Source organism: Rhodanobacter terrae (genome assembly GCF_042657005.1).
Classification (GTDB): Bacteria; Pseudomonadota; Gammaproteobacteria; order Xanthomonadales; family Rhodanobacteraceae; genus Rhodanobacter; species Rhodanobacter terrae.
The window spans coordinates 188,272-214,330 of sequence record NZ_JBHSNG010000005.1; the positions used below are offsets into that span (position 1 = coordinate 188,272).

A 26,059-nucleotide genomic window follows, 5' to 3' on the forward strand; every position below is an offset into this window, starting at 1 on the left:
ACGAACACGCGCGGCCAGCGCTCAGCTCTTCTGCACGCTCCAGCGGGTGCCCTGGGCGCCGTCCTCAATGGCGATGTTCATCGCGGCCAGTTCGTCGCGAATCGCGTCCGCGCGCCTGAAGTCGCGTGCGGCACGGGCCGCACGGCGCTCTTCCAGCAGCGCATCGACATGCGCGGCATCGATGGCTTGTCCGCTGTCGCGCTTGAACCATGCTTCCGCGTCCTGCTGCAGCAGCCCGAGCAGGGCGCCGCCACCGAGCAGTGCGGCTTTCGCCGCGGCGGTGCCGAACTGGCGCGCGGCATCGGCCAGCACGGACAGCTCGGCCAGCGCCTGCGGCGTGTTGAGGTCGTCGCACAAGGCGGCCTCGACCCCTGTGGGCACGGGCAGGTCGCCGGCAGGCAGTTCGATATCGGCGAGGTCGCGCAACACGCGGTACCAGCCGTCCAGCGTGCTCACCGCTTGTGCGACGGCGCCCTCGGACCAGTCCAGCGGCTGCCGGTAATGGCCGCTCAGCAGCCGTAACCGCAGGGCTTCGGCCGGATGCAGTTTCAACAGTTCGTGCAGCAGCAGCACATTGCCCAGCGACTTGGACATCTTGCGGCCGTCGAAGGTCAGCATGCCGTTGTGCATCCACCAGCGCGCGAACACCTTGCCGCCGTGCGCGCAGGTGGATTGCGCGATCTCGTTCTCGTGGTGCGGGAACAGCAGGTCGATGCCGCCGGCATGGATGTCGATGGTGTCGCCCAGGTGCGCTGCGCTCATCGCCGAGCATTCGATGTGCCAGCCCGGACGGCCGACGCCCCACGGGCTGTTCCAGCCGGGCAGATCCGGCGTGGACGGCTTCCACAGCACGAAATCGCCAGGACTGCGCTTGTACGGTGCCACTTCGACGCGCGAGCCGGCGATCAGCTCGTCGGTATCGCGGCCGGAAAGCTCGCCATAGGCAGGAAACGAGCCGACGTCGAACAGCACGTGGCCTTCGGCGGCATAGGCGTGGCCGCCGGCAACCAGGTTCTCGATCATCGTGATGATCGGGCCGATGTGGGCGGTGGCATACGGCTCGATGTCCGGCGGCGCCACGCCCAGTCCGGCCATGTCGTCGCGATACGCTTGCGCGAAGCGCCCGGTGATCGTGCCTATCGGCACGCCTTGCTCCTGGGCTGCGGCATTGATCTTGTCTTCTACGTCGGTGATGTTGCGGGCGTACACCACCTGCGGGTAATGCCGCCGCAGCAGCCGGGCCAGCACGTCGAACACCACCGGGCCCCGCGCATTGCCGATATGCACGTAGTTGTAGACGGTGGGGCCGCACAGATACATCGTCACGCGCTCGGGATCGAGCGGGGAGAACGGCTCGGTGCGGCGGGTCAGACTGTTGTAGAGCGAGATCGGCATGGGTGAAATCCGCAGCGTGGGGCCGCGCGGGCAGGGCGCGGCCAGTCCGGCATCTTAACAAGGTGTAAGTAGGGCGGTGGCGCCAGGCCGATTCTAAGCGTGTATTCAGCGTGATTTTGCTGCAATGCGTGCCAGTAAGCGCGCAGGCGCTTGGATGTTTCCTTTTTGGGAGGTCGTGATGACCCGCTTATGGCTTTCCGCGCTGGTGCTCGCCTTGGCGGCTCCCGGCGCTTTCGCGCAGGATGCGCGTGCCCCGAACGACGACAACGCCCACTACGGCTGGGCCGACGTATTGCGGGCGGACCCGGTGCAAGGCATCACCCGCACCGAAGTGCCGCGGCAGGAATGCTACGACCAGCCGGTGGTGCGCCACGAGGGCGGCAACAGCACTGCCGGTACGGTGCTTGGCGCCGTGATCGGCGGCGTGCTCGGCCACACCGTGGGCAAGGGCGACGGGCGCACGGCCGCCACGGTGGTGGGCGCCGTGGCGGGTGGCGCGGTCGGCAACCGGGTTTCGGACCATGGCGCCGACTACGAGAGCACCCAGACCCAGTGCCGCCAGGTCAACGCGGTGAGCGAGCAGCGCCGGATCATCGGCTATGACGTGGAATACCGCTACCGCGGCGAGGTCTACACCTCGCGGTTGAGCTACGATCCCGGCGAACGGCTGCGCGTACGCGTGCAGGTCGATCCGGCCGACTGATCGAACCCTGGCTATTGCCGACATCGCCGCCCCCGGGGCGGCGATGTCGTTTCTGCGGATGATTTTTTGGTTGCGCGGCAGCGAAAATGCCGCCATCATGCGCACTCGTCACCGTACTCGTCACTTGGAATCTGCATGTCCGCAGCCGTCTATACCGCTACCGTACTCACCAGCGCCCGCGCGGCTGCTGGCATGACGTCGCGTGCGCGCCGACCGCTGGATGGATATTCGGCCGGGTAGGCAGTCGCACGCGTTTCACGTGCATTGACGACGAAACCCGGCCACCGTGCCGGGTTTTTTGTTTTCCGGAGATGCATTTCACACGGACCCAGCCGTGACAACCCAACCGGCCATCCATGGCCTGACTCTTCACCAAGAGCCTAACAACATGACCCTTCGCCATTTCATCACCACCCAGGACTTCAGTCGCGCCGAGATCGACGCGCTGCTGGAGCAGGCTGCCGCGTTCAAGCGCTCGCCGCGCGGCCAGCAGCTGGCCGGCAAGTCCATCGCGCTGTTGTTCTTCAATCCCTCGATGCGCACGCGCACCAGCTTCGAGCTGGGTGCCTTCCATCTGGGCGCGCACGCGATCGTGCTGTCGCCGGGCAAGGATGCGTGGCCGATCGAGTTCGAAGTGGGTAGCGTGATGAGCGGCGATACCGAGGAGCACATCGCCGAAGTGGCACGCGTGTTGTCGCGCTACGTCGACCTGATCGCAGTGCGTGCGTTTCCGAAATTCCAGGACTGGACGGTGGATCGCCAGGACAAGGTGATCAAGGCGTTCGCGCAGTACGCCACGGTGCCGGTGATCAACATGGAGACGATCACCCATCCCTGCCAGGAACTGGCCCATGCGCTGGCGATGAAGGAGCACCTGGGCAGCCTGCAGAACAAGAAGTACGTGTTGACCTGGACCTATCATCCGAAGCCGCTGAACACCGCGGTGGCGAATTCGGCGCTGTTGATCGCGACCAAGATGGGCATGGACGTGACCTTGCTGTGTCCCACGCCGGACTATGTGCTGGACGAGCGCTACATGGCGTTCGGCGAACAGAACGCGAAGGAGAACGGCGGCTCGCTCAAGGTCAGCCACGACATCGAGGAAGCCTATGCCGGCGCCGACGTGGTCTACGCCAAGAGCTGGGGCGCATTGCCGTTCTTCGGCCGCTGGGAGCAGGAGAAGCCGATCCGCGATGCGCACAAGCACTTCATCGTCGACGAGGCGAAGATGGCGTTGACCAACCACGGCCTGTTCAGCCATTGCCTGCCGTTGCGCCGGAACATCAAGGCCACCGATGCGGTGATGGATTCGCCCGCCTGCATCGCCATCGACGAGGCCGAGAACCGCCTGCACGTGCAGAAGGCGGTGATGGCGTCGTTGGTCGGCCAGGGTTGAGCATTCATGTATACGCCGAAGCACTTCGAGGAAACCCGTGTCGATGCCTTGCACGGGTTGATCCGGGCGTATCCGTTCGCCACGCTGGTGACCCACGCGGCAGCAGGGTTGGCTGCCAACCACCTGCCGTTCGAACTGGTCGACGGCGTATTGCATGGCCATGTGGCCCGCGGCAACGAGCTGGCGCAGCTGGACGGTGCCGAAGTACTGCTGATCTTCCGGGGTCCGGACGGCTATGTCAGCCCGAACTGGTATCCGAGCAAGCACGAGACCGGGCGCGAGGTGCCGACCTGGAACTATGCGGTGGTCCATGTGCATGGCCGTCTGCGGGTGATCGACGATGCCGCCTGGCTGCGTCGCCTGCTGGAAACACTGACCGATCATCATGAAGCCGCCCAGCCGAAGCCGTGGAAGATCGGCGATGCGCCGGAAGACCACATCGAGAAGTCGCTGCGGGCCATCGTGGGGCTGGAGGTCGCCGTCGAGCGCATCGAAGGCAAGTTCAAGCTCAGCCAGAACCACCCCACGCGCAATCGGGCGGGAGTGATCGCCGGCCTGCGCCAGCGTGATGGCGACGGCGACGCGGAGCTGGCCGAACTGATGATCCGACAAGAGGAGTCGAACCCGTGACACATCAGCATCACTATCGCGTGGACGTGGAATGGACCGGCAATCTCGGCAGCGGTACGGACGGCTATCGCAACTACAGCCGCGACCACGAGATCCGCATCGCCGGCAAGCCGGTCCTGGCCGGCTCGTCCGATCCCGCGTTTCGCGGCGATGCCGCCAGGCACAATCCCGAAGACATGCTGGTCACCGCGCTGTCCACCTGCCACATGCTGTCGTACCTGCATATGGCCACGGTGGCGGGCGTGGTGGTGACGGCCTATGCCGATGCCGCTGAAGGCACGATGGCGACCGAAGGCAATGGCGGCCGCTTCGTCGAGGTCGTGCTGCATCCCACGGTGACCATCATTGCCGCCAGCGACCCTGCCAAGGCCGCGGCCGCGCACGACGACGCCCACCACGCCTGCTTCATTGCCAATTCCGTGAATTTCCCGGTGCGCTGCGAACCGCGCATCGTCGTGGAGCCGGGAATCGGGAGTGGAGAGTAGGGAATCGTCAATACACTCCTTTCTACGCATCAACTATCCGCTCATCTTCATTTCTTCAGGTAAACCACCATGTCCAGCGCTTCCACGATTCCCGATTCCCCACTCCCGACTCCCGGCAACAAAGACATCGTTCTCGCGTTTTCCGGCGGGCTCGATACCAGCTTCTGCGTGCCTTACCTGCAGGAGAAAGGCTGGGCCGTGCATACCGTGTTTGCCGACACCGGCGGCGTGGATGCGGAAGAACGCGCCTTCATCGAGCAGCGCGCGGCCGAGCTGGGCGTGGCTTCGCACGTCACAGTCGACGGCGGCCCGGCGATCTGGGAGGGCTTCGTCAAGCCGTTCGTGCAGGCGGGCGAGGGCTACCAGGGCCAGTACCCGCTGCTGGTGTCCGACCGTTATCTGATCGTCGACGCGACCATCAAGCGTGCTGCGGAACTGGGTACCAAGGCCATCGCGCATGGCTGCACCGGCATGGGCAACGACCAGGTGCGGTTCGACCTGACCGTGAAGGCACTAGGCGACTACGAGATCGTGGCGCCGATCCGCGAGATCCAGAAAGAGCACACCCAGACGCGTGCCTACGAACAGGCCTACCTGGAACAACGCGGCTTCGGCGTGCGCGCCAAGCAGCAGGCTTACACCATCAACGAGAACCTGCTCGGCCTGACCATGTCCGGCGGCGAGATCGACCGCTGGCAGGCGCCGGGCGAGGGTGCCGCAGGCTGGTGCAAGCCGCGCGCCGAATGGCCGTCCAAACCGTTGCGCGTGAAGATCGGTTTCGTGAAGGGCGAGGCGGTGACGCTGGATGGCGAGAAGATCGCCGGCCACAAGATGCTGGCCAGGTTGAACGGCTTGTTCGCCCAGTACGGCGTGGGCCGCGGCATTTACACCGGCGACACCACGATCGGCCTGAAGGGCCGCATCATCTTCGAGGCGCCCGGCTTGACCGCGCTGCTCGCCGCGCACCGCGCGCTGGAAGAAGCCGTGCTGTCCAAGCAGCAGAACCGCTTCAAGCCCGAGGTGGCCCGCAAATGGGTGGAGCTGGTCTACGAGGGCTTTTTCCATGATCCGCTGAAGACCGACCTGGAAGCCTTTCTTGCCTCCAGCCAGTCCACCGTCAATGGCGAGGTGACGTTGGAGACCAGCGGCGGCATCGTCAACGCGGTCGCGGTCGAGTCCAGGCACATCCTGAACGCCAAGGGCGCCACCTACGCGCAATCGGCCGACTGGGGTGTGGAGGAAGCCGAAGGCTTCATCAAGCTGTTCGGCATGAGCAGCACGCTGTGGGCCGAAGTGAACCGCTGATGGCCAGGACGCACGAGCTGCGCATCGACACGCTGCGGGAGGCGCTGGACGTGGACATGATCCACGCCTTCCTCTCGGAGCAGGCCTACTGGTCCCAGGGGATCTCGCGGGCGACGGTGGAGCGGGCCATCGCCGGCTCGCTGTGCTTCGGCGGCTATCTGGACGGCCGCCAGGTGGCGTTCGCCCGGGTGGTCACCGACAGCGCCACCTTCGCCTACCTGGCCGACGTGTTCGTGCTGCCCGATTTCCGCGACCAGGGCCATGCCCGCACGCTGGTGGCGGCGGTGCTGGCCCATCCCGCGCTGCAGGGGCTACGCCGCTTCAGCCTGGCCACCCTCGACGCGCATGCGCTCTACGCCGGCTTCGGCTTCACCGCCCCCGTGCACCCGCAGAGCCTGATGGAAAAATTCGATCCCGACATCTACACGAGGACGTCGCCCCAGCCATGAATCCACTACTCGCCTCCACGCTGGAGCATCTGAAGGCGCTGGTCGGTTTCGACACGCGCAACCCGCCGCGTGCGATCGGCACCGGCGGCATCTTCGATTACCTGCGTGCGCAATTGCCCGGCTTCGACGTGACGGTGACCGATTACGGCGCCGGTGCGGTGACCTTGCATGCGGTACGCGGCCAACCGAGATACTTGTTCAACGTGCACCTGGATACGGTGCCGGATTCACCGCACTGGAGTGCCGATCCGCACGAACTGCGGGTCACCGCGGATCGTGTGATCGGCCTCGGCGCCTGCGACATCAAGGGAGCGGCGGCGGCATTGCTCGCGGTGGCGAATGCCGCCGACGGCCCGCTGGCGCTGCTGCTGTCCACCGACGAGGAGGCGAACGATCCGCGCTGCATCGCCGGCTTTTTGGGCACATCTCATGATTACCAGGCGGTGATCGTGGCCGAGCCGACCAAGGCCGAAGCGGTGCTGGCACACCGCGGCATCCAGTCGGTGCTGATGCGTTTCGCCGGGCACGCCGGCCACGCGTCGGGCGAGCAGCAGCCCAGCGACAGCGCGTTGCATCAGACCGTGCGCTGGGGCGGTGCGGCACTGGATTTCGTGGCGGCGCAATCGCACGAACGCTTCGGCGGGCTCACCGGGCTGCGCTTCAATATCGGCCGCATCGAGGGCGGCATCAAGGCGAACATGATCGCGCCGACGGCCGAGCTGCGTTTCGGTTGCCGTCCGCTGCCGACGATGGATCCGGATCAACTGCTGGAGCGTTTCCGTACACTGGTGGAACCGCGGCCGGTGGAATTTTCCGAAACGTTCCGGGGCGCCTCGCTGCCGGCCGGCGATACCGCCAATGCCGAGGCGAACCGGCTCGCCGCGCGTGATCTTGCCGACGAACTCGGCATCCCGGTAGGCAACGCGGTCGACTTCTGGACCGAGGCCGCGCTGTTCTCCGCCGCCGGCTACACCGCCTTCGTCTACGGCCCCGGCGACATCGCCCAGGCGCACAGCGCCGACGAGTGGATCGCACTCGACCAATTGCAGCAGTACGCAGAAACTATCTACCGGATTGTCAGTCGTGGAAACGCATAAGCACACAAGAAAGACCATCGTGCGCCTGCTCTCGAGCATGGGCAGCGCGAAGGAAATCCAGCAGTACCTCAAACGCTTCTCCGAAATCGACGCCAAGCGCTTTGCCGTGGTCAAGGTGGGTGGCGCCGTGTTGCGCGACGAGTTGGCGGACCTCGCCTCGTCGCTGACCTTCCTTCAGCAGGTCGGGCTCACTCCGATCGTGCTGCATGGGGCCGGCCCGCAGCTGGACGAGGAACTGGCGGCGGCCGGCATCGAGAAGCAGACCGTCAATGGCCTGCGGGTCACCTCGCCGAAGGCGCTGGGCATCGTGCGCCGCGTGTTCCAGCAGCAGAACCTGAAGCTGGTCGAGGCATTGCAGTCGATGGATACGCGTGCCACCTCGGTGGCATCGGGCGTGTTCATGGCCAGCTATCTCGATCGCGATACCTACGGATTGGTCGGCAAGGTGGCGAGCATCAACCTGGCGCCGATCGAGGCCAGCCTGCGTGCCGGCTCCATCCCGGTGATCGCCAGCCTCGGCGAGACGGACGAAGGGCAGATCCTCAACATCAACGCCGACTTCGCCGCCAACGAGCTGGTGCGCGTGCTGCAGCCGTACAAGATCGTGTTCCTCACTGGCACCGGCGGCCTGCTCGACGAGCACGGCAAGCTGATCGACTCGATCAATCTGTCCACCGAATACGAGCATCTGATGGCGCAACCGTGGATCAACGGCGGCATGCGCGTGAAGCTGGAACAGATCGCCGATCTGCTGGCCGACCTGCCGCTGACCTCGTCGGTGTCGATCACCCGGCCGGCGGAGCTGGCCAAGGAGCTGTTCACCCACAAGGGTTCCGGCACGCTGGTGCGGCGCGGCGAGAAGGTACTGACATTCGATTCGTGGGAAGGCATCGACCTGGCGCGCATGCGCACGTTGATCGAGTCGAGTTTCGGCCGCACGCTGGTGCCGGATTATTTTGAGCGCACCCGGCCGCTGCGCGTCTACGTGAGCGAGAACTACCGCACCGCGATGATCCTCGCCGAGGAGGGCGGCTTGCCGTATCTGGACAAATTCGCCGTGCTCGACGACGCGCAGGGCGAAGGTCTGGGGCGTGCCGTGTGGCAGGTGATGCGCGAGGAGAACCCGCAGCTGTTCTGGCGCTCGCGCCACGGCAATCAGGTCAATCCTTTCTATTATGCCGAGTCGGACGGCTGCCTCAAGCAGCCGCACTGGAAGGTGTTCTGGTACGGCATCCACGATTTCGACACCATCGCCCGCTGCGTGGCGCATTGCGCGCAGCGGCAGCCGACCTTGACGGACTGAAGCATGAGCACGAACAGGAAGAGCATCGGCATCGTCGGCGCGCGCGGGCATACCGGCGTGGAGCTGATCCGTTTGATCGCGGCGCATCCGGCGCTGGAGCTGGCCTTCGTCTCCTCGCGCGAACTGGACGGCCAGCGCGTCGACGCGCATGTGCCCGAGTACCGCGGCGAGCTGCGCTACAGCTCGCCGGCGCATGAGGATCTGCCGAAGCTCGGCACCGACGTGGTGATCCTGGCGCTGCCCAACGGCAAGGCGGCGGCCTGCGTGGCGGCGTTCGATGCGGCTGGCGTCGATCCGCTGATAGTCGACCTGTCCGCCGACTACCGTTTCGATCCGGCCTGGTATTACGGCCTGCCCGAGCTGACCCGCGAAAAGTGGCGCGGCGAGAGGCGCATCAGCAATCCCGGCTGCTATGCCACCGCGATGCAGCTGTCGATCGCGCCGCTGAAGGATCTGCTGGCCGCACCACCGGTGTGCTTCGGTGTCTCCGGCTACTCCGGTGCCGGCACCACGCCGTCGGACAAGAACGATCCGGACAAGCTGCGCGATAATCTGATGCCGTATGCGCTCACCGGACACATGCACGAGAAGGAAGCATCGTTCCGGCTCGGCGTGCCGGTGGAGTTCATGCCGCATGTGGCACCGCATTTCCGCGGGCTCACCGTCACCACCAATCTGTATCTCGCGCGTCCGCTGAGGCGCGAAGAAGTGCTTGCCCGCTTTCACGCGGCCTACGGCCACGAGAAACTGGTGAGCGTCACGGACGACGCGCCGTGGGTCAGCCACATCGCTCATCGCCATCATGCCGAGATCGGTGGTTTTGCCCTGTCGGCCGACGGCAAGCGCGTGGTAATCGTGGCGACGCTGGACAATCTGTTGAAGGGCGCGGCCACCCAGGCCATGCAGAACATCAACCGCGCGATCGGAGTGGACGAATGCACCGCCGTTCCCTCGCCGTAGGAGCCCGCTGGCGGGCGATGCTGTTGTTTTAATGTTGGGTAGGAAAAATCAAAACAAGAGCATCGCCCGCCAGCGGGCTCCTACATTGAAAACCAGGACATGACTATGACTCAACCTCTCTGGCAGAAAACCGGCGTGCAGATCGACGCGAAGATCATGAAGTTCCTCGCCGGTGACGACGTATTGCTGGATCGCGAATTCTTCCTGCACGACATCGCCGCCAGCAAGGCGCATGTGGAAGGGCTGGCGAACATCGGCGTGGTCAGCGCCGACGAGTCCGCCGCGCTGAAGCGCGAGCTTGACGTACTGGCTGGGGATTTTCGTAGCGGCGCATTCGTGCTGGACGAGCGCTACGAGGACGGCCATTCGGCGATCGAGGCACGACTCACCGAACGCCTCGGCGACGCAGGCCGTCGCGTGCACACGGGGCGTAGCCGCAACGACCAGATCCTGGTGGCCACCCGGCTGTGGCTGAAAGAGCAGCTCGCCACGCTGCAGGTGCATTGCCGCGCGATCGCGCAGGTCTGTCTCGATCGTGCCGCGCAACCGGCGTTGCCGCTGCCCGGCTATACCCATCTGCAACGCGCCGTGGTGTCGTCCACCGCGATGTGGTTCGCCGGTTTCGCCGAAGGCTTCATCGACAGCGCATGGCGCGCGCAGCAGACGACGACGTGGATCGATGCCAATCCGCTGGGTACCGCGGCAGGCTACGGCGTGAATCTCAAGCTTGATCGCGGGCACACCACGCAGGCGCTCGGCTTCTCGCGTATGCAGGTGTCGCCGATCTATGCGCAGCTTTCGCGCGGCAAGTTCGAGATGGCGGTGCTGGAAGCGATCGGCAGTGCGCTGCTCGATCTGCGCCGGATGGCGTGGGACCTGTCGCTGTTCACCACCGCCGAATTCGATTTCGTGAAGCTGCCGCCGGAATACACCACCGGCAGCTCGATCATGCCGAACAAGCGCAACCCCGACGTGGTGGAACTGCTGCGTGCCAGCTACGCCAGCGTGGCTGCTGCGCGCACCGAGATCGAACAGCTGCTGTCCCTGCCATCGGGTTACCAGCGCGACTTGCAGTTCTCCAAGGGTTCGCTGTTCCATGGCTGCCGTCACGGTCTGGGCGCGCTGGAACTGGTGCCGGATCTGCTGGCGCGGCTGCAGTGGAACGAGGCGGCGATGCGCGCGGCGATCGAGCCGGCGATGTATGCCACCGACGTGGCGATCGAGCAGGCCGCCGCCGGCGTGCCGTTCCGCGATGCTTATCGCGCCGCGGCGGAAACCGCGGCATCCGCGGGGCAGGGCCGCACGCCGGAAAGCAGCCTTGCCGCGCGTGTTTCGCCGGGCGCCGGCAACGATTTGCGACTGGATGAACTGCGCGGACGACTGGGTCGGCTGGATACTTGAAGCGGAGGCGATATGACAGCGGTCAGCACGGGCAATGCGCAGCACTATCGGTGGGGTGGCGCCTGCGACGGCTGGCACCTGCTCGCCGCCGACGATCTCAGCGTGATCGAGGAACGCATGCCGCCGGGCGCGGCGGAGCAGCGCCACCGGCATGCGCAGGCGCGCCAGTTCTTCTACGTACTGGAAGGCGGGGCCACGCTTGAGCTGGACGGCGTGAGGCATTCGCTGCGACGTGGCGAAGGCCTTCACGTGCCGCCCGGCCTGGCGCACCAGATGCGCAACGACGGGGCGGCGGACCTTCGCTTCATCGTGGTCTCCGCCCCGAAAAGCCACGGCGACCGCATTGCCGCACCACCCATGGAGTTCGCAGGATGACCTCGTCGTCGCAACATGCGCTGCCGGAGCAGACGCTGCCGCACTGGCGTCGTGCGGTGCTGAAGGTGGGCAGCAATCTGCTGGCCGCGGATGGCGGCGGCCTCACGCCGCGTTATGCCGAGGCGCTGGCCGGCTTCATCGCGGCCAGCCACGCTGCCGGCCGGCAGGTGGTGCTGGTGTCCTCCGGCGCCGTGGCGGCGGGCCGCGCGCTGCTGCGCGAGCGCAAGCCGGCCGGCGATGCGCTGGTCGCGCGCCAGGCGCTGGCCGCGCTGGGCCAGGCGCCGATGATCGCGCTGTGGCAGTCGCTGTCCGCGCGACCGGTGGCGCAGGTGCTGCTCACACATGACGACCTGCGCAACCGGCGGCGCTACCTCAATGCGCGCGCGACCTTGCGCGAGCTGCTGGCGCTGGACGTGCTGCCGGTGGTCAACGAGAACGACACCGTGGCGGTGGACGAACTCAAGCTGGGCGACAACGACAATCTCGCCGCGATCGTCGCCGCACTGGTCGATGCCGATCTGCTGCTGATCGCATCCGATGTCGATGCGCTGTACAGCGCCGATCCGCGTCGCGATCCGGATGCCGTGCCGGTGGCTCATGTCGCCGCGCTGACGCCGCAAATCCTGACGATGGCCGGCGGCAGCGGCAGCACGGCGGGGACCGGCGGCATGCGCACCAAGCTGGAAGCGGCGGTCAAGGCATCCGCGGCCGGCATTCCCAGCGCGCTGTTCAGTGGTCGCGACGAGGCAACCGTGCAGGCGCTGCAGCACGGCCGCCTGCGCGGCACCTTGATCGCTGCCGCGGGCAGCCGCATGCAGGCGCGCAAATACTGGTTGCGTCACGCACCCGCTGCGCCGGGCTGCATTCGCATCGACGCGGGTGCCGCGCAGGCGCTGGCCGGCGGCCGCGTGTCGTTGCTGCCGGGCGGCGTGCTCGGCGCCGACGGCGAGTTTCATCGCGGCGATCTGGTGGAGATCGTCGACGCTGCCGGCAAGGCCATCGCACGCGGTCTAAGTCAGTACGGTGCCGCCGAGGTGCGTCGGCTGGCCGGACGGCACAGCCGCGAGATCGGCGCCGTGCTCGGTTACAGCTACGGCGCCGAGGTGGTGCATCGCGACGACCTCATCACCATGAACCATCCCGTCGCACCCGACCAGGAGATCAGCGCATGAGTACGATTCGGCAGCAGGCATCGGCCTGTCGCGACGCGGCCCAGGTCGTCGCCGCTCTGGGTAGCGACGCCAAGCGCGCCTTGCTGCGCGACATGGCCGCGGCGCTGGAAACACGATCCGCCGCGGTACTGGCGGCGAATGCCGAGGATATGCGGGAGGCTGCGGCGAAAGACGTGCAGGGCGCGATGCTCGATCGCCTGCGGCTGGACGCGGCGCGCGTGGCCGGCATCGCCGACGCGTTGCGCGAAGTGGCCGAGCTGCCCGACCCGGTAGGCGTGGTGACGCGCCGCGAGACACGGCCGAATGGTCTGTCCATCGAACGCGTACGCATTCCGCTGGGCGTCATCGCGATGATCTACGAGGCGCGGCCCAACGTCACCGCCGACGCCGCAGCGCTGTGCCTGATGGCCGGCAACGGCGTGATCCTGCGCGGCGGCTCCGAGGCGATCCATTCCAACTCGGCGATCGCGGCCGCGTTGAAGTCGGCCCTGGAAGCGCATGGCGTGCCGGCCGCCGCGCTGACCCTGGTCGAGGATCTGCGCCGCGAGACCATGATCGAACTGCTGCAGCTCAGCGACATCGTCGATCTCGCCATTCCCCGCGGCGGCGAAGGCCTGATCCGCTTCGTCGCCGAGCATGCGCGCGTGCCGGTGATCAAGCACTACAAGGGCGTCTGTCATCTGTACGTGGATCGCACCGCCGACCCCGCGCTCGCGCTGAACCTGCTGATCGACGGCAAGACCTCGCGCCCCGGCGTGTGCAATGCGCTGGAGACCCTGCTGGTGCATCGGGACATCGCCGATGCGTTCCTGCCGCAGGCGGTGCAGGCGTTGCGCGAACGCGGCGTCGAATGGCGCGGCGACGAACGCAGCCGCGCGCTGGTGCCCGACATGCATGCGGCCAGCGACGACGACTACGCCGCCGAATTCCTGGACCTGATCCTCGCCGTGCGCGTGGTCGACGATCTCGACGCAGCCATTGCCCATATCCACCGGTACGGCTCCGACCACACCGAAATCATCGCCACCCGCGACGAAGCCGCCGCGCAACGCTTCGTGCAGGCGATCCGCTCGGCCGTGGTGATGGTCAACGCGTCTTCGCGCTTCAGCGACGGCGGGGAGCTGGGTCTGGGCGCCGAGATCGGCATCTCCACCACGCGCCTGCACGCCTATGGTCCGATGGGTGCCGAGGCGCTCACGGTGGAGCGCTTCGTGGTGCGTGGGGAAGGGCAGGTGAGGCATTCGCAGAGCTAGGGTGTGAAGTCGAATGGCACCACACCGGAGCCGTTCCAGCTTGTCGCAAGCCGCATGCATGGCATACGCCGGCGCGCCAACCATGCGGGCGTTTCGCCCCGGCCTGCCAGGTGTTGTTTCGCCGCAAAAGCGGCCCGTTACAGGGAAGTCGTCAGCTTCGCCAGCCAGTCGGGACTGACCGAGAGAATGAGCGCTTCGAGCTTGCGATCGAAGCCGGTCAGGATCAGCGCGCCCAGGACCACGAACAGCCCGCCCATCGCTGCTTTTGCGGCATGCCCGAGCGATGACAGCGAGCCGCGGATCCGCATCATGGTGGCATGCGACAGCCCGCCCAGCAGCAGTAGCGGCAAGCCGGCGCCCAGCCCGAACACGAACATGAGCAACGCGATCTGCCCGAGATCCCGTCCCTGTGCCGCCAGCGTGGAAGCGGCACCAAGCGTCGGTCCGACGCATGGGCTCCAGACCAGACCCAACAGCAATCCGATGGCGAACTGGCTCGCCAGGCCTTCACCCTTGATCGAGCCAAGCGCGCGCTGTCCGCTCGAGCCGACACGGGAGCTGATGGTGGCGAATCCACCTTGCAGCCGCTGCGAAAGCATCACTACACCGAACAGCACCATCAGCGTGGCCGCCACGCGTCGCAGCGTCTCCGTACCCAGGCCAATCGATGCGCCCAGCGTGGCAATGAAAATTCCCACCACTGCGAACGACAAGGCCAGCCCCAGTGCCAGCGCGGCCGTGCCGAGACGGTGCCTGGATAGTGCCGAGGCAATCAGGATGGGCAGGATCGGCAACACACAGGGCGACAGTATCGAGGCGGCGCCTGCCAGGAGGCTCACTGCATAAGTGGCGAGGCCAAAGTCCATCAGAGCGCTTTCTGCAATATGGCGCGGATCGCCGGCTCTTGAGTCTGACCGGTGGAACGCGAAACTTCGTGTCCATGGCTGAAAACCACGAAGGTCGATTGCTGGCCGACCTTCAGCGTCTTTTCCAGCGCGGTTTCCGTGTCGAAGTCGGCTTCGAAGATCGTCACCGGCTTGAACTGTGGTTCGACGGCGAGACGGGCCACGATGGGCTGTTGCACGCGGCAGGTCGGGCACCAGTCCGCATGGAAATAGACCACGACCGGCTGGCCAGCGGCCCTGGCCTGGTCGAATTTCGCCTGGTTGAAGGGCACCTCGCTTGCCACGGCGCCGCATGCCAGCGTCAGCAGGAACACGCTCAAGAGAAATTTTTTCATGGTGACGGCTACCCTCGTGATTTTTCGATTTGCGGCGACGCGGTGTATCCCGTCATTCGCTGCATGAGCGCATCGGGTTACACGTCATGCCATCGTTGCGACGGCATGGCGACGTCGGTGGCGTGCACCGGTTGCATCAGCCTTGCGTGCGGATTCCCAACCAGCGCGCCACCAATGTGTCGAGACTGGCCTTGCCCGGTCCGGCGATGAGCAACCAGAAGAAGATCAGGCTGTAGACCACCTCGTCGGCCTCGACATAATCGTCCAACCCCATCAAGTTGGCTGACACCACCAAGGTGACCGCGACGACCATGTTGATGATCATCGGGATGCAGACAAGCCGGGTGAACAGGCCAAGCAGGATGAAGAGGCCGCCCAGCAGCTCGGTCCAGGCCGAGAGCGCCGCATTGAAGGCGGGATGGGGAATGTGCCAGCCGACAAAGCGCTGGGTGAAGCCATCCAGGTTCTGTACTTTGGCAATGCCCGTCTCGAGCCAGAAGTAGCCGAATACCAGACGCACCGCGAGCGGGCCGACCCAGCGGCTGGCGTGTAGCCATTCGAGCAATCGTGAAGCCTTGTCGGCGATGAACTGGCGCATCGGTTGGTCCTGTGAACGTGACGAGACGGCATCATGCGTGTGCACCCGAGCCGACGCCATGTTCGTGCGTCCATGCTTTCTTGCCGCGCGTCCGGTCCCGCCGCCAGCCACTCGCTACCGGACGATCGGATACAAAAACGGGATGCAGGGGAACAGTCAGGAGCACAGGCGACTGTCGAAAATATGCCTGTCGGAATCGGCTCGATGCGACAAGGCAGCCCGGGCCGGCTAGACATCTCCCATGCCGCATTCGATGGCGGTCCATACGACTTAATTGGAGTTACCTAATGAATACCAACAAACTCAACGGTGCCGCAATGGCTGTCATGGTTGCCGGCCTGTTTGCGATGAGCTCGATCTCGTCCGCCGTTGCGTCGCCCAGCAGCGCCGGCCATACCGCCGCGGTCAAATGCATGAACTCGTCATCCTGCAAAGGCCATGGTGCATGCAAGCAGGCCACCAATTCGTGCAAGGGTCAGAACTCCTGCAAGGGCCAGGGCTTCACCATGCAGAAGACCCAGGCGGACTGCAGTGCGGCCCAGGCGGCCAACAAGGCCTCCTGATTCGCCGGAAGGGGGCTTCCCGCACTGCTGGCGGAAAGCCCCCTTCCTCCCGCATCTCTGCGCAGCCTTCGAAACCATGACTAACCAGACAAATACCGAACGTTTTCCCCATCTGGGTTACGGCCTCGGTCTGCGCGTCGAGTATTACGAAAGCCTGCTCGAACAGCCCGGCAACGTCGAATGGCTGGAAATCGTTTCCGAGAATTACATGATCCCCGGCGGGAGTCCGCTGGTATGGCTGGACAAATTCCGCGAGCGCTTTCCGTTGGTGATGCACGGTGTGTCGATGTCGATCGGCGGCACCGATTCGCTGGACGAGGGTTATCTTGCGCGGCTCTGCGCACTCGCCCGCCGCGTGGAACCGGCATGGATTTCCGATCACCTATGCTGGACCGGCGTGCAGGGCGTCAACCTGCACGACCTGATGCCATTGCCGTATACCGAAGAGGCGCTGGCGCATGTGATCGATCGCGTACGCCGCGTGCAGGATGCGCTTGGCCGACGCATCCTGCTGGAAAACGTATCCAGCTACATCCGCTTCGCCGACGCGCAGTTGACGGAATGGCAATTCCTGGCGGCCGTGGCTGAACGTGCCGATTGCCTGATCCTGCTGGATATCAACAACGTCCATGTCAGTGCCCACAACCATGGATTCTCGCCGCTGGACTATCTCGATGGCCTCCCGGCGACGCGCGTTCAGCAGTTCCACTTGGCGGGTCACGAACAAGGCACACCGCTGCTGATCGACACGCACGATGCACCGATCATCGATGACGTGTGGAACCTCTATGTCGAAGCGGTGCGTCGGTATGGCAGGGTCTCCACGATGATCGAGCGCGACGACCATATGCCGCCTCTGGTCGACTTGCTGACCGAGCTCGATCGCGCGCGCCTGCTTGCCGAGCCCTTGCTGCGAGCAGCGGCATGAACCAGCTGAGGGAGCTTCAGCAGCGCATGCTGCAAGCCGTGCTTGCCGATAAGTCGCCACCGCTGCAGGAGCTGCGGGACGATGCACGCGCGGATGCCGCGACTCGCCTGGCGATCTATCGCGACGGCTACCGCATTCGCCTGCGCAATGCACTGGCCACGGAATTTCCCGGTCTCGGCGTCATGCTGGGCCGGCGTTTCGACAGCTTGCTGAATCGCTACGTCGAAGCGCATCCGTCCGGGCACTACAACATCCGCTGGCACGGCGCAGGCGTCGCGGCCTTTCTGGAATATGGCCTGCCTTGGCGCGACAGGCCCGCGCTGGCCGACATGGCACGGCTGGACTGGGCCATCTCCACCTCTTTCGACGCGGCTGACGAACCGGTGCTCACCGCTGCGGATCTGGCCGCCGTGGCCCCCGATGACTGGGTGAATCTGCGCCTTCTTCCGCAGCATCACCTGCAAATCCTTTCCACCCACCACAACATCGAAGATTTTCGCCGTGCCGCGGATCGCGATGACAAGCGCCCGCGACTGCGCCGCCATGGCAAGCCGCGCCACCTGCTGGTCTGGCGACAATCGCTGACGGTGCGCTACCGGGCCATTGGAATGGACGAATTGTCGGCACTGAACGGTGCGATCAGGGGCGAGCGATTCGCTGTCTTGTGCGAGCTGGCCGCCGAACATCACGATCCTGCCGATGCCTTGCCGCGCATGGTCGGGTTTCTGCAGCAATGGCTCATCGACGGTCTGATCAGCGGGAAGCTGCTGGACTGAGGCCACATCGGATATGGGGGCTGATGTAACCGCCGGCACGCCACCGGCGAAAGAGGCCAAGAGAGCCACTTGCCGGAAAGGCCGCCTGTGTATATCGAACCCAATCCGAGCCTGTCGAATGAACATCGTCCACCGCTGATCGAGCCGGCTCTCGAGTCGCTGCTGAATCAGTCGATGCTGCGAGTGGCGATTGTTGCCGAGTGGCATCGTTGTGGTTCGTGGTTTCTCGATGAGCCACGGTACCCTGGCGGCCTTTTCCATCTGGTCGGTGCAGGTCGTTGCAAAGTCGAATCGGCCGTGCTCGGTCACGCCATGCACTTGGAGGCCGGAGATCTGGTCCTTTTCCCGCAGGGCGACCCTCACCGGCTGAGCATCGAAGGGCCATCGGATCTGGAAAACCCGGATCAGACCAGTCTTATCTGCGGCGAGATGAGATTCTCCGGGAACATGCATCACCCGTTCGATCACGCGTTACCAGCTTGTTTCGCGGTGCGGTCGAAAGATGCCGGAAACACCTTCCGGCAGCTGTCGGCCATGATGGTCGAGGTGGTCAATGCCGGTCAGGCGGGGCGCCAAGTGCTGTTGAACAAGCTTGCCGACGCCCTGTTCACGCTGGCTATTTGCGACTACGCCAAACGTGCCGGCGGACGACGTGGCTTGTTTGCCGCTGTGGCCGATGTGCGCATCAGCAGGGTGCTTCAGGCAGTGCACGAAAACCCTGGCGATCTGTGGACCATGCAGTCGTTGGCTGGACTTGCCTGCATGTCGCGCTCGGCCTTCGCGGAACGCTTCACTCATTTGATGCAGATACCGCCGATGCAGTACGTCACCCAATGGCGGGTGAGCGTCGCCGAACAGTTGCTGCGCGACCGGCAGCAATCCGTGGCATGCATTGCCGAACAGCTGGGTTATAGCAGCGAAGCGGCTTTCCGACGCCTGTTCAAGCGCGTCAGTGGCATCAGTCCGGGTCAGCTCCGGTCCGATATCGCCAGTGCCGCACCAAACTGAGTGCGGGTTGCCGGGAACTCGCCAGGCAAAGGCGGCCTCTTTCAATCCCACTTCATGGGACAGATACCTGGAACATTTGGACGATACGTCGGCCGACCTGGAAACTGGAGCCAGCAACCGGCCCGACGCTCGATAGGTCCGGCGATGGCAAGGTCCGCTTCAGGCCGCGGTCGAAAGCGGACATGAACGATCAGGACGCGAGGTCGGTCAGCCGCGACTCCACTCCCGCACCGCCTCCGCAAACGCCAGGCAATCCGCAAAACGGTTGTACAGCGGCGCCGGCGAGATGCGGATCACGTCGGGTTCGCGCCAGTCGCCGATGATGCCGTGTTCCATCATGTACCCGAACAGCGCACGGCCGCGTTCGCGGCCTTCGGTCACCCGGATCGACAGCTGGGCACCACGGTGTTGCGGGTCGGCCGGCGTGACGACCTGCAGCACGTCGGCCAGCTGCGACTGCACCAGCCATTCCAGGTAGCCGGTGAGCTGCAGCGACTTCGCCCGCAGCGCGGTCATGCCGGCGCGGCGGAATATTTCCAATGACACGCGCAGGGGCACCAGCGCCAGGATCGGCGGGTTGGACAACTGCCAGCCATCGGCGCCTGCCGTCGGCACGAACTCGGGGCCCATCTGGAAGCGGATGGTCTTGTCGTGACCCCACCAGCCGGCGAAGCGGGGCAGCGCGGCCCGGGCGTGACGTTCGTGCACGAACGCGCCGCCGATCGCGCCGGGGCCGCTGTTGAGATATTTGTAGCTGCACCAGATCGCGAAGTCGGCGCCGCTGTCGTGCAGCTGCAGCGGCAGGTTGCCCACAGCGTGGGCGAGGTCGAAGCCGACCACGCAGCCGTGTTTGTGTCCCAGCGCGGTGATGGTCTCGAGGTCGAACGCCTGGCCGGTGCGGTACTGCACGCCGGGCAGCATCACCAGGGCGACGCGTGCGCCGTGTTCGGCCAGCGCGCGTTCGATCGCGGCGGACGAGGTCGTGCCGTTCGGTTCGTCGGGCTGCAGCTCGATCAGCGCGCTGGCCGGATCGAAGCCATGAAAGCGGATCTGCGATTCCACCGCGTAGCGGTCGGTGGGAAACGCGCCGGCCTCGATCAGGATCGCCGGGCGCTCTTTCGTGGGGCGATAAAAGCTCACCATCATCAGGTGCAGGTTCACGCCCAAGGTGTTCATCGCCACCACCTCGGTGGGCTGCGCACCGACGACGGCGGCGAGATCGTCACGCACGAACTCGTGGTAGTCCATCCACGGAAGGCGGCCCTTGAAATGGCCTTCCACGCCCAGCTCGCCCCAGTAATCGAGTTCCGCGTTGACCGCCTCGCGCACCGCGCGCGGCTGCAGGCCCAGCGAGTTGCCGCAGAAGTACACACTGTCTGACGGCCGGCTGCCTGACGGGCGGTTGTCCAACGGCGAACCGTCGTTGATTTCGTGCGGCGGTATCAGGAACTCGTCGCGGAACGCGCGCAGCGGATCGGCAGCGTCCCGGGCACGAGCCCAGTCGGCGGTAGCCTGGTAGTCGGGCATGCTGGTGTCCTGTGCTTTGCTTCGTGTGGGAGCGGCTTCAGCCGCGATGCTCTTGCCGGCCAAAAAGCATCGCGGCTGAAGCCGCTCCCACAGGTTGGATGAGGGAGTGTTACTTCAATTGCGCCGCGATCGCCTCGCAACCCTTGTCGAACTCGGCCTTCCACGCGGCGCCGGCCAGACTCTGGCTGGGGCGCACGCAGCGCAGCTGGATCGCGTGGCCGTTCTTGAACCAGTAATGTTCGGTGTAGCTGAATTCGGTGCCGTTTTCCTGCGCGGTATAGATGTAGCTGTTCGGCCCGGGCGGTAACGCGGCAGCCTTGTAGCCGGGCAGCGCTATCGCTTTCGCGCTGGCCTCGCTCTTGTATTGATTGAAACTGTTGACGTCATTGGCCAGTTTCACCGTCACGGTGACGCGGGCGAGGCTGTTCTTGCCGGTGGGCGAGGGATCGGGCACCTGGAACACCTTCGCTTCCGGGTCGCCCTGGGTTTCCATGATGCCCAGCCAGTTGTCCGGCGTGCTGAAGTGCACGCTGCCGTCGGCCATGCTGACGTCGGTGGCATGGACGCTGCCGGCCAGCAGCAAGGTGACGCTCAGGGCGATCGCGATCGTGGCGGTGCTGCGGAGAAAACTCATGCTGATTCCTTGGAGGTGACGTCGGGGACGAAGCGATGGCGGGGCAGGCCCAGCCATTCCAGCGCGGTGCCGTGGAACAGCCGGGCACGCTCGATATCGTTCAGCCCCAGTGCCTCGATGCCGCTGCCGGGTTCCTGTTCACCCAGCGGGAAAGGATAGTCGGTGCCGAGCATCACCTGCTCGACGCCCGTCACATCCAGCAGATAACGCAGCGCGCGGTCGTCGTGCACGCAGGAGTCGAAATAGAAGCGCTTGAGGTATTCGCGCGGGTTGCGCGGGTTGTCGGTGGCGACCAGGTCCGGCCGCATCTTGAAGCCGTGCTCGATGCGGCCGATCGTCGACGGAAAACTGCCGCCGCCGTGCGCCAGCATCACGCGCAGTTTCGGCAGCCGCTCCAGTACGCCGCCGAAGGCGAGGCAGCATGCGGCGCGGGTCTGTTCGGCCGGCATGCCGACCAGCCAGGGCATCCAGTACTTCGGCATGCTGTCCGCGCCCATCATGTCCCATGGATGCACCAGCACCGCCGCGCCGAGGTCGGCGGCGGCCTCGAAGAACGCGAACAGCTCCGGTGCATCCAGATTCCAGCCGCCGCAGTGCGAGCCGATCTGCACGCCTTGCAGGCCAAGCTCGTCGATGCAGCGCTCCAGTTCGCGCACCGCCAGTTTCGGTGCCTGCAGCGGCACCGTGCCGATGCCGGCGTAGTGACGCGGATAGTCCCGGCAGATGCCGGCCATGTGATCGTTCAAGTGGCGATGCAGCTCCAGCGCCTGATGGCCCGGCGCCCAGTAAGAGAACAGCACGGGGACGGTGGAGATCACCTGCACGTCGACACCGAAACGGGCGTAGTCGTCGATGCGGGTCTGCGGATCGAACGCCGAATCCCACACTTCGCGGAAAAACTTGCTGTCCTTGTAGATGCGGTGGCGCTCGTCGGTATGCGTCATCACCGGAAAGCGGTCGTCGCCGTACTTGGTCGCCAGATTCGGCCAGTCGCGGGGCAGGATGTGCGCGTGGGTATCGATCTTGAGCATCCGCGCAGTGTAAAACCTTCGCGGTGCCGCGTCGCGTTGCGCCGCATCCCTAGGCCGGCCGCGGGTCCGTTGCTGCGGCGGGTTCCGGACGGTTGCGGTTCGCCACGTAGGCGAGCGTGTCGATGTTGTCGACCAGCCGGTCGCTGACCCGCGCCAGCAGCTCGGCGGTGGCGCGATCTCCGGCGTTCCGGGTCACGTCGACCAGCACGCGCTGCATGGCACGCAGTGGCGGCAGGGGATCCATCGCACGCTGTTCGCGCAGTGCCGCGGCGACCGTCTGCAGTGCGTCGGCGGCGTGCTCGAGGAATCGGCTGATCCCGGCTTGCGCAGGCAGCGTGGCGAGATCGTCGAGCAATGCCTCCCACGTCATGGCGGTGCGCGCCAGGCGGTTGCCGTTGGCGAACAGTGCGCGGGCCAGCGCCAGCAGTTCCGGCGGGGTGGCTGGCTCCGTGCGCATGCGGTCGATCGAGGCTTGCGCGTTGGTGCGGGCGGTTCGTGCCGCGGTGCGGGTGTCGCGCCGGGCGCCTGCGGGTCCAGGTTGCGCCATGGCGCGCAGGTAGCTGGCGTAGGCAGTCAGCATCACCGCCAGCGCGGCGCGCGCGCGGCCGCGTTCCCAGGTCGGCCACGCCACATAGGCGAGCAAGGCCATGCCGCAGCCGAGCGCGGTATTGATCACCCGATCCGACACGGCCGCGCCGGAATTGACGCCCTCGAAGGAAAGCAGGATCACCACGGTGCCGGTCAGGGCCGCCACCGCGAAGCCGTAGTGCGCGGTGGCCAGGTAACGGAACGCCATGCACAGCAAAGCCATCAGCGCCAGGTGCGCCCACGGTTCATCCGGCGTGATGTGCAGCAGCACGGTGGTCAGCACCAGCCCGAGCACGGTGCCGAGCACGCGCAGCAGGCCGAAGTTGAAGGTGGCGGCGAAGTCCGGCCGCAGCACGATCGCCGCCGTCATCGGCAGCCAGTAGCCGTGCGGCAGCTGCAGCAGGCGCGAGATCCACAATGCGGCGCTGAGGCAGACCGCCATGCGCACGGCGTGGCGGAATGCCACCGAGCGCGGCGTGAGATTGGCGCGCAATGTGGCCCAGGTGGAGCCGCTGCGCAGCGCCTTGGGCAGACGGGTTTCTTCGGCGCTGGCACGCAGTTCGCCGCGGCTGCCGGCCCAGTCGGCGTTGCGCACCGCCGCGGCCAGCTGGCCGGCGAGGGCATGGATGTGCGCGGCCAGGCCGCCAGCAGGGCTGTCGTTGTCGAACAGCGCCTGCTCGCTGGCGCGCAAGGTCTGCAATGCGCGGCCGGCCTGCTCCGGCGATTCGCCTTGTGCCAGCGCGTCGGCAATCGCCGCCAGCACGCGTGCGGCGTCCTCGCGGAACATCGCGTAGGCGGCCGGATCGGCGTGCAGCTCGGTCATCGCGGTGAGCTCCAGCCGGATTCGTTCGGCCAGCTCCAGCAGCACCCCGAACGCTTCCATCGCGCGGCCATGGGCACGGTGACGGCCAAGCAGGGTTCGCTGCAGCGTGGTCATCGCCTCGGTCAGCGCCGGCACATCGGTGTCGTCATGCGATTGCTGCCTGGCCAGCGCGGCAAGGCCGGTGTAAACGTTCGTCAGCGCCCGGCGTTCGGGCCAGTAGCGCTGCAGCGGCCACGCGGCCAGCGAGAACATGGTAAGCAGCAGACCGCCGCTGAAGATCAGCACGGCACCGCCAAGGGCCTCATGCAGCGGGGTCGGCGTCGACGCCGTGATCACCAGTAGGATCATGCTGGTCATGCCGACCCGCGCGGTATCGACGCCGAATACCACCAGCAGGCCGCCGAAGAATCCGCAGGCGGCGGTGGCGATCAGGATAGGCAGCAAGTGGCCGCCGATCACGAAACCCACCAGCGCGGCGCCGCCGGCAGCCAGCGACGCCAGCAGCAGCTGGCGCAGACGTTGCCGATACGGCCCGGGCTGATCGGAGAACATGGTGTCCAGCGCGCCGGCTGCTACGCCCAGGCCGATCTGCGGATAACCCATGGCCAGACCGACACCCAGCGGCAGCACCACTGCGGCGGTATTGCGCAAGACCACCTGCCACGGCACGTCCGGCCGCTTGATGACGGTCAGGCTTTCGATCGCATGGGCGCGTAGCGAATAGTCGCTGGAGGACATGGGGCGGGCTAGGGGCTAGGAGTGAGTGGAGAGGAGTGAGAAGTGAGAGAAGAGCCATGACTCGGGCAAGGTTACCGCGCCACCTGATGCGATGCTCCATGCCTGCGTGGGACGAGAAGTGGGGCAGCCTCGAACTGCCTTTCTCTCACTTCTCACTCCTCTCCACTCACTCCTGCCCTCAAGCCCGGCCGGCGAACTCTCCGGTGATCGTGTTCACCCACACCTTCTCGTCGTTGCTGATGTACTCCGGCACCTGCACCTCGATGCCGGTGTTGAGCTTGGCCGGCTTGTTGCGCTTGGTGGCGCTGGAGCCTTTCATTTCCGGCGCGGTGTCGACCACGGTCAGGATCACGCTGCTCGGCACCTGCAGCCCGACCGGCGCATCGTCGATCAGCTGCACGTAATAACCCTCGATGCCTTCGACGATGTAGCCGGCATTGTCGCCGACCAGTTCGGGCGAGAGCGGGTACTGGGTGTAATCCTCGGCATCCATGAACACGAACGCGCCATCATCCATGTACGAGAAATTCGCCGCGCGGCGAACCAGGTCCATTTCGCGCAGCTCGTCGTCGGCACGCAGGCTGAGGTCGAACTTGCGTCCGCCGGGAATCGAATACAAGGTGAAACGGAAGGTGACATTGCCGCCGCGCGCGCTGGGCGAGCTGCGCTCGATGTCGCGCACCTGGTAGACGGTGCCGTCGTGTTCGACCACATTGCCTTTCTTGACGTCGGAAGCTTTCATAAGTCAGTGGAGAGTAGTGAGTGAGGAGGAGTGAGAGAAGGCGGCAGCGGTGTCAGGGAGCGCGAAGCATTTCTCTCGCTTCTCACTCCTCTCCACTCACTCCTCGCTACTTGGGTTGAAGCCGCACCGCGCCGTCGAGGCGGATGGTCTCGCCGTTGATGTAGCGGTTGCCGAGGATGAAGGCGACGGTGCTGGCGTATTCGTCCGGCTGGCCCAGGCGCGCCGGGAACGGGATCGAGGCGGACAGCGACTGCTGCACGGCTTCCGACATGCCGTCGACCATCGGGGTCCAGAAGATGCCCGGCGCGATCGTCGCCACGCGGATGCCGAAGCGGGCCAGTTCGCGCGCCATCGGCAAGGTCATGCCGACCACGCCTCCCTTGGAGGCGGAATACGCGGCCTGGCCGATCTGGCCTTCGTAGGCGGCGACGCTGGCGGTGTTGATGATCACGCCGCGCTCGCCGTCCTCGCCCGCCTCGTTGTCCTGCATGGATGCGGCGGCGGCCTTGGCGACGTTGAAGCTGCCGACCAGGTTCACCATCACCGTGCCGGCGAAGTTGGCCAGCGGCATCGGGCCTTCCTTGCCCAGCACGCGGCCGGCACCGAGGATGCCGGCACAGTTGATCAGCACATTGACGCCGCCCATCGCGTCACGCGCGGCGGCCACGTTGGCGCCAACGCCATCCTCGGAAGTGACATCGGTGCGGAAGAAGCGCGCCGCATCGCCCAATTCCTTCGCAGCGGCGTGGCCTTTCTCGTCGTTGACATCGAACAGCGCGACCTTGCCGCCATGCGCGACAAGATGTTGCGCCACCGCGTGACCGAGGCCGGAGGCGCCGCCGGTGATGATGGCCTTGACCTGATTCAACTGCATGAAAGTATCCGGTGCCGAAAAACGCACATAGTAGCGGAGCTGCCGACCGGCGGCGATTCGGGCTG

Annotated in this window: 27 protein-coding genes; 17 read left to right on the forward strand and 10 right to left on the reverse strand. The window is 65.7% G+C overall.

Translation table 11 applies throughout. The annotated features are described in order from the left end of the window. Nucleotides 1–21: 21 nt before the first annotated feature. Nucleotides 22–1,395 carry a cysteine--tRNA ligase gene (gene cysS / locus ACFPPB_RS07220; protein WP_377325816.1) on the reverse strand — a complete coding sequence of 458 codons (1,374 nt, stop codon included), beginning with the start codon at nt 1,393–1,395 and terminating at the stop codon, nt 22–24. A 178-nt stretch (nt 1,396–1,573) separates the two neighbouring features. On the opposite strand from cysS, the gene ACFPPB_RS07225 reads away from it, so the two are divergent. The 13 genes from ACFPPB_RS07225 to ACFPPB_RS07285 all read left to right on the forward strand — a co-directional run bounded on the left by ACFPPB_RS07225 (nt 1,574) and on the right by ACFPPB_RS07285 (nt 13,924). Continuing rightward, nucleotides 1,574–2,098: a glycine zipper 2TM domain-containing protein gene (locus ACFPPB_RS07225; RefSeq protein WP_377325818.1), complete on the forward strand. Its 525-nt coding sequence runs from the start codon at nt 1,574–1,576 to the stop codon at nt 2,096–2,098. Between the two features lie 388 nt (nt 2,099–2,486). Then, nucleotides 2,487–3,494 (forward strand): N-acetylornithine carbamoyltransferase, encoded by a 1,008-nt coding sequence (locus ACFPPB_RS07230; RefSeq protein WP_377325820.1) that lies wholly within the window; start codon nt 2,487–2,489, stop codon nt 3,492–3,494. A 6-nt stretch (nt 3,495–3,500) separates the two neighbouring features. Beyond that, nucleotides 3,501–4,124 carry an FMN-binding negative transcriptional regulator gene (locus ACFPPB_RS07235; RefSeq protein ID WP_377325822.1) on the forward strand — a complete coding sequence of 208 codons (624 nt, stop codon included), beginning with the start codon at nt 3,501–3,503 and terminating at the stop codon, nt 4,122–4,124. Beyond that, the gene (locus ACFPPB_RS07240; RefSeq protein WP_377325824.1) at nt 4,121–4,609 is read left to right on the forward strand and encodes an OsmC family protein; all 489 of its coding nucleotides are present in this window, start codon (nt 4,121–4,123) and stop codon (nt 4,607–4,609) included. Before ACFPPB_RS07235 ends, ACFPPB_RS07240 begins: the two co-directional genes overlap by 4 nt. A 69-nt stretch (nt 4,610–4,678) precedes the next feature. Continuing rightward, nucleotides 4,679–5,914 (forward strand): argininosuccinate synthase, encoded by a 1,236-nt coding sequence (locus ACFPPB_RS07245; protein WP_377325826.1) that lies wholly within the window; start codon nt 4,679–4,681, stop codon nt 5,912–5,914. Next, the gene (locus ACFPPB_RS07250; protein ID WP_377325828.1) at nt 5,914–6,363 is read left to right on the forward strand and encodes a GNAT family N-acetyltransferase; all 450 of its coding nucleotides are present in this window, start codon (nt 5,914–5,916) and stop codon (nt 6,361–6,363) included. Before ACFPPB_RS07245 ends, ACFPPB_RS07250 begins: the two co-directional genes overlap by 1 nt. After that, complete coding sequence (locus ACFPPB_RS07255) at nt 6,360–7,460, forward strand: acetylornithine deacetylase (RefSeq protein ID WP_377325830.1); 1,101 nt, start codon at nt 6,360–6,362, stop codon at nt 7,458–7,460. The genes ACFPPB_RS07250 and ACFPPB_RS07255 overlap by 4 nt, the downstream gene beginning before the upstream one ends. 37 nt (nt 7,461–7,497) lie before the next feature. Then, nucleotides 7,498–8,763 (forward strand): acetylglutamate kinase, encoded by a 1,266-nt coding sequence (locus ACFPPB_RS07260; protein ID WP_377325948.1) that lies wholly within the window; start codon nt 7,498–7,500, stop codon nt 8,761–8,763. Nucleotides 8,764–8,766: 3 nt separating this feature from the next. Then, a complete protein-coding gene (gene argC, locus ACFPPB_RS07265) occupies nt 8,767–9,723 on the forward strand; it encodes an N-acetyl-gamma-glutamyl-phosphate reductase (RefSeq protein ID WP_377325832.1) in 957 nt (318 codons plus the stop codon). Nucleotides 9,724–9,828: 105 nt separating this feature from the next. Beyond that, nucleotides 9,829–11,124: an argininosuccinate lyase gene (locus ACFPPB_RS07270; protein ID WP_377325834.1), complete on the forward strand. Its 1,296-nt coding sequence runs from the start codon at nt 9,829–9,831 to the stop codon at nt 11,122–11,124. Nucleotides 11,125–11,136: 12 nt separating this feature from the next. Continuing rightward, entirely contained in the window at nt 11,137–11,499 is a 363-nt protein-coding gene (locus ACFPPB_RS07275; RefSeq protein WP_377325836.1) for a cupin domain-containing protein, read from the forward strand. Continuing rightward, nucleotides 11,496–12,671 (forward strand): glutamate 5-kinase, encoded by a 1,176-nt coding sequence (gene proB, locus ACFPPB_RS07280; RefSeq protein ID WP_377325838.1) that lies wholly within the window; start codon nt 11,496–11,498, stop codon nt 12,669–12,671. Before ACFPPB_RS07275 ends, proB begins: the two co-directional genes overlap by 4 nt. Continuing rightward, nucleotides 12,668–13,924: a glutamate-5-semialdehyde dehydrogenase gene (locus tag ACFPPB_RS07285; protein ID WP_377325840.1), complete on the forward strand. Its 1,257-nt coding sequence runs from the start codon at nt 12,668–12,670 to the stop codon at nt 13,922–13,924. Before proB ends, ACFPPB_RS07285 begins: the two co-directional genes overlap by 4 nt. Before the next feature lie 137 nt (nt 13,925–14,061). Here the strand turns inward: ACFPPB_RS07285 and ACFPPB_RS07290 are convergent, their stop codons facing one another. The 3 genes from ACFPPB_RS07290 to ACFPPB_RS07300 form a co-directional block, all read right to left on the reverse strand. Further along, the gene (locus ACFPPB_RS07290) at nt 14,062–14,790 is read right to left on the reverse strand and encodes a cytochrome c biogenesis CcdA family protein (protein WP_377325842.1); all 729 of its coding nucleotides are present in this window, start codon (nt 14,788–14,790) and stop codon (nt 14,062–14,064) included. After that, a complete protein-coding gene (locus ACFPPB_RS07295; protein WP_377325844.1) occupies nt 14,790–15,164 on the reverse strand; it encodes a thioredoxin family protein in 375 nt (124 codons plus the stop codon). The genes ACFPPB_RS07290 and ACFPPB_RS07295 overlap by 1 nt, the downstream gene beginning before the upstream one ends. A gap of 136 nt (nt 15,165–15,300) precedes the next feature. After that, nucleotides 15,301–15,762, reverse strand: coding sequence for a DoxX family protein (locus tag ACFPPB_RS07300; protein WP_377325846.1), 462 nt, complete (start codon nt 15,760–15,762; stop codon nt 15,301–15,303). A gap of 287 nt (nt 15,763–16,049) precedes the next feature. On the opposite strand from ACFPPB_RS07300, the gene bufA2 reads away from it, so the two are divergent. The 4 genes from bufA2 to ACFPPB_RS07320 all read left to right on the forward strand — a co-directional run bounded on the left by bufA2 (nt 16,050) and on the right by ACFPPB_RS07320 (nt 19,037). Beyond that, on the forward strand, nt 16,050–16,325 hold the full coding sequence (gene bufA2 / locus ACFPPB_RS07305) for a BufA2 family periplasmic bufferin-type metallophore (RefSeq protein ID WP_377325848.1): 276 nt from the start codon (nt 16,050–16,052) through the stop codon (nt 16,323–16,325). A gap of 76 nt (nt 16,326–16,401) precedes the next feature. Next, nucleotides 16,402–17,253 carry an MNIO family bufferin maturase gene (bufB, locus tag ACFPPB_RS07310; RefSeq protein ID WP_377325850.1) on the forward strand — a complete coding sequence of 284 codons (852 nt, stop codon included), beginning with the start codon at nt 16,402–16,404 and terminating at the stop codon, nt 17,251–17,253. After that, complete coding sequence (locus ACFPPB_RS07315) at nt 17,250–18,029, forward strand: HvfC/BufC family peptide modification chaperone (RefSeq protein WP_377325852.1); 780 nt, start codon at nt 17,250–17,252, stop codon at nt 18,027–18,029. Before bufB ends, ACFPPB_RS07315 begins: the two co-directional genes overlap by 4 nt. A gap of 87 nt (nt 18,030–18,116) precedes the next feature. Then, entirely contained in the window at nt 18,117–19,037 is a 921-nt protein-coding gene (locus ACFPPB_RS07320; RefSeq protein ID WP_377325854.1) for an AraC family transcriptional regulator, read from the forward strand. Nucleotides 19,038–19,244: 207 nt separating this feature from the next. On the opposite strand, the gene kynU is transcribed toward ACFPPB_RS07320, so the two are convergent. The 6 genes from kynU to ACFPPB_RS07350 form a co-directional block, all read right to left on the reverse strand. Then, on the reverse strand, nt 19,245–20,564 hold the full coding sequence (gene kynU / locus ACFPPB_RS07325; protein WP_377325856.1) for a kynureninase: 1,320 nt from the start codon (nt 20,562–20,564) through the stop codon (nt 19,245–19,247). Between the two features lie 109 nt (nt 20,565–20,673). Continuing rightward, a complete protein-coding gene (locus ACFPPB_RS07330) occupies nt 20,674–21,198 on the reverse strand; it encodes a hypothetical protein (RefSeq protein ID WP_377325858.1) in 525 nt (174 codons plus the stop codon). Beyond that, nucleotides 21,195–22,229 carry an amidohydrolase family protein gene (locus tag ACFPPB_RS07335; protein WP_377325860.1) on the reverse strand — a complete coding sequence of 345 codons (1,035 nt, stop codon included), beginning with the start codon at nt 22,227–22,229 and terminating at the stop codon, nt 21,195–21,197. Before ACFPPB_RS07335 ends, ACFPPB_RS07330 begins: the two co-directional genes overlap by 4 nt. Before the next feature lie 49 nt (nt 22,230–22,278). Then, nucleotides 22,279–24,378 (reverse strand): FUSC family protein, encoded by a 2,100-nt coding sequence (locus ACFPPB_RS07340; RefSeq protein WP_377325862.1) that lies wholly within the window; start codon nt 24,376–24,378, stop codon nt 22,279–22,281. A gap of 178 nt (nt 24,379–24,556) precedes the next feature. After that, entirely contained in the window at nt 24,557–25,120 is a 564-nt protein-coding gene (gene efpL, locus ACFPPB_RS07345; protein ID WP_377325864.1) for an elongation factor P-like protein EfpL, read from the reverse strand. A gap of 106 nt (nt 25,121–25,226) precedes the next feature. Then, nucleotides 25,227–25,994 (reverse strand): SDR family NAD(P)-dependent oxidoreductase, encoded by a 768-nt coding sequence (locus ACFPPB_RS07350; RefSeq protein WP_377325866.1) that lies wholly within the window; start codon nt 25,992–25,994, stop codon nt 25,227–25,229. Between the last annotated feature and the right edge of the window lie 65 nt (nt 25,995–26,059).

Excerpts from the sequence above, each read along its gene's own strand:
- ACFPPB_RS07235 (WP_377325822.1), top strand. The coding sequence starts at position 3,501 with ATGTATACGCCGAAGCACTTCGAGGAAACCCGTGTCGATGCCTTGCAC.
- ACFPPB_RS07350 (WP_377325866.1), bottom strand. The coding sequence starts at position 25,994 with ATGCAGTTGAATCAGGTCAAGGCCATCATCACCGGCGGCGCCTCCGGC.
- ACFPPB_RS07260 (WP_377325948.1), top strand. The coding sequence starts at position 7,498 with ATGGGCAGCGCGAAGGAAATCCAGCAGTACCTCAAACGCTTCTCCGAA.
- ACFPPB_RS07225 (WP_377325818.1), top strand. The coding sequence starts at position 1,574 with ATGACCCGCTTATGGCTTTCCGCGCTGGTGCTCGCCTTGGCGGCTCCC.
- ACFPPB_RS07300 (WP_377325846.1), bottom strand. The coding sequence starts at position 15,762 with ATGCGCCAGTTCATCGCCGACAAGGCTTCACGATTGCTCGAATGGCTA.
- proB (WP_377325838.1), top strand. The coding sequence starts at position 11,496 with ATGACCTCGTCGTCGCAACATGCGCTGCCGGAGCAGACGCTGCCGCAC.
- ACFPPB_RS07245 (WP_377325826.1), top strand. The coding sequence starts at position 4,679 with ATGTCCAGCGCTTCCACGATTCCCGATTCCCCACTCCCGACTCCCGGC.
- ACFPPB_RS07230 (WP_377325820.1), top strand. The coding sequence starts at position 2,487 with ATGACCCTTCGCCATTTCATCACCACCCAGGACTTCAGTCGCGCCGAG.
- ACFPPB_RS07290 (WP_377325842.1), bottom strand. The coding sequence starts at position 14,790 with ATGGACTTTGGCCTCGCCACTTATGCAGTGAGCCTCCTGGCAGGCGCC.
- ACFPPB_RS07250 (WP_377325828.1), top strand. The coding sequence starts at position 5,914 with ATGGCCAGGACGCACGAGCTGCGCATCGACACGCTGCGGGAGGCGCTG.
- kynU (WP_377325856.1), bottom strand. The coding sequence starts at position 20,564 with ATGCCCGACTACCAGGCTACCGCCGACTGGGCTCGTGCCCGGGACGCT.
- efpL (WP_377325864.1), bottom strand. The coding sequence starts at position 25,120 with ATGAAAGCTTCCGACGTCAAGAAAGGCAATGTGGTCGAACACGACGGC.
- bufA2 (WP_377325848.1), top strand. The coding sequence starts at position 16,050 with ATGAATACCAACAAACTCAACGGTGCCGCAATGGCTGTCATGGTTGCC.
- ACFPPB_RS07335 (WP_377325860.1), bottom strand. The coding sequence starts at position 22,229 with ATGCTCAAGATCGATACCCACGCGCACATCCTGCCCCGCGACTGGCCG.
- ACFPPB_RS07330 (WP_377325858.1), bottom strand. The coding sequence starts at position 21,198 with ATGAGTTTTCTCCGCAGCACCGCCACGATCGCGATCGCCCTGAGCGTC.
- argC (WP_377325832.1), top strand. The coding sequence starts at position 8,767 with ATGAGCACGAACAGGAAGAGCATCGGCATCGTCGGCGCGCGCGGGCAT.
- ACFPPB_RS07340 (WP_377325862.1), bottom strand. The coding sequence starts at position 24,378 with ATGTCCTCCAGCGACTATTCGCTACGCGCCCATGCGATCGAAAGCCTG.
- ACFPPB_RS07270 (WP_377325834.1), top strand. The coding sequence starts at position 9,829 with ATGACTCAACCTCTCTGGCAGAAAACCGGCGTGCAGATCGACGCGAAG.
- ACFPPB_RS07275 (WP_377325836.1), top strand. The coding sequence starts at position 11,137 with ATGACAGCGGTCAGCACGGGCAATGCGCAGCACTATCGGTGGGGTGGC.
- bufB (WP_377325850.1), top strand. The coding sequence starts at position 16,402 with ATGACTAACCAGACAAATACCGAACGTTTTCCCCATCTGGGTTACGGC.
- ACFPPB_RS07315 (WP_377325852.1), top strand. The coding sequence starts at position 17,250 with ATGAACCAGCTGAGGGAGCTTCAGCAGCGCATGCTGCAAGCCGTGCTT.
- cysS (WP_377325816.1), bottom strand. The coding sequence starts at position 1,395 with ATGCCGATCTCGCTCTACAACAGTCTGACCCGCCGCACCGAGCCGTTC.
- ACFPPB_RS07295 (WP_377325844.1), bottom strand. The coding sequence starts at position 15,164 with ATGAAAAAATTTCTCTTGAGCGTGTTCCTGCTGACGCTGGCATGCGGC.
- ACFPPB_RS07255 (WP_377325830.1), top strand. The coding sequence starts at position 6,360 with ATGAATCCACTACTCGCCTCCACGCTGGAGCATCTGAAGGCGCTGGTC.
- ACFPPB_RS07285 (WP_377325840.1), top strand. The coding sequence starts at position 12,668 with ATGAGTACGATTCGGCAGCAGGCATCGGCCTGTCGCGACGCGGCCCAG.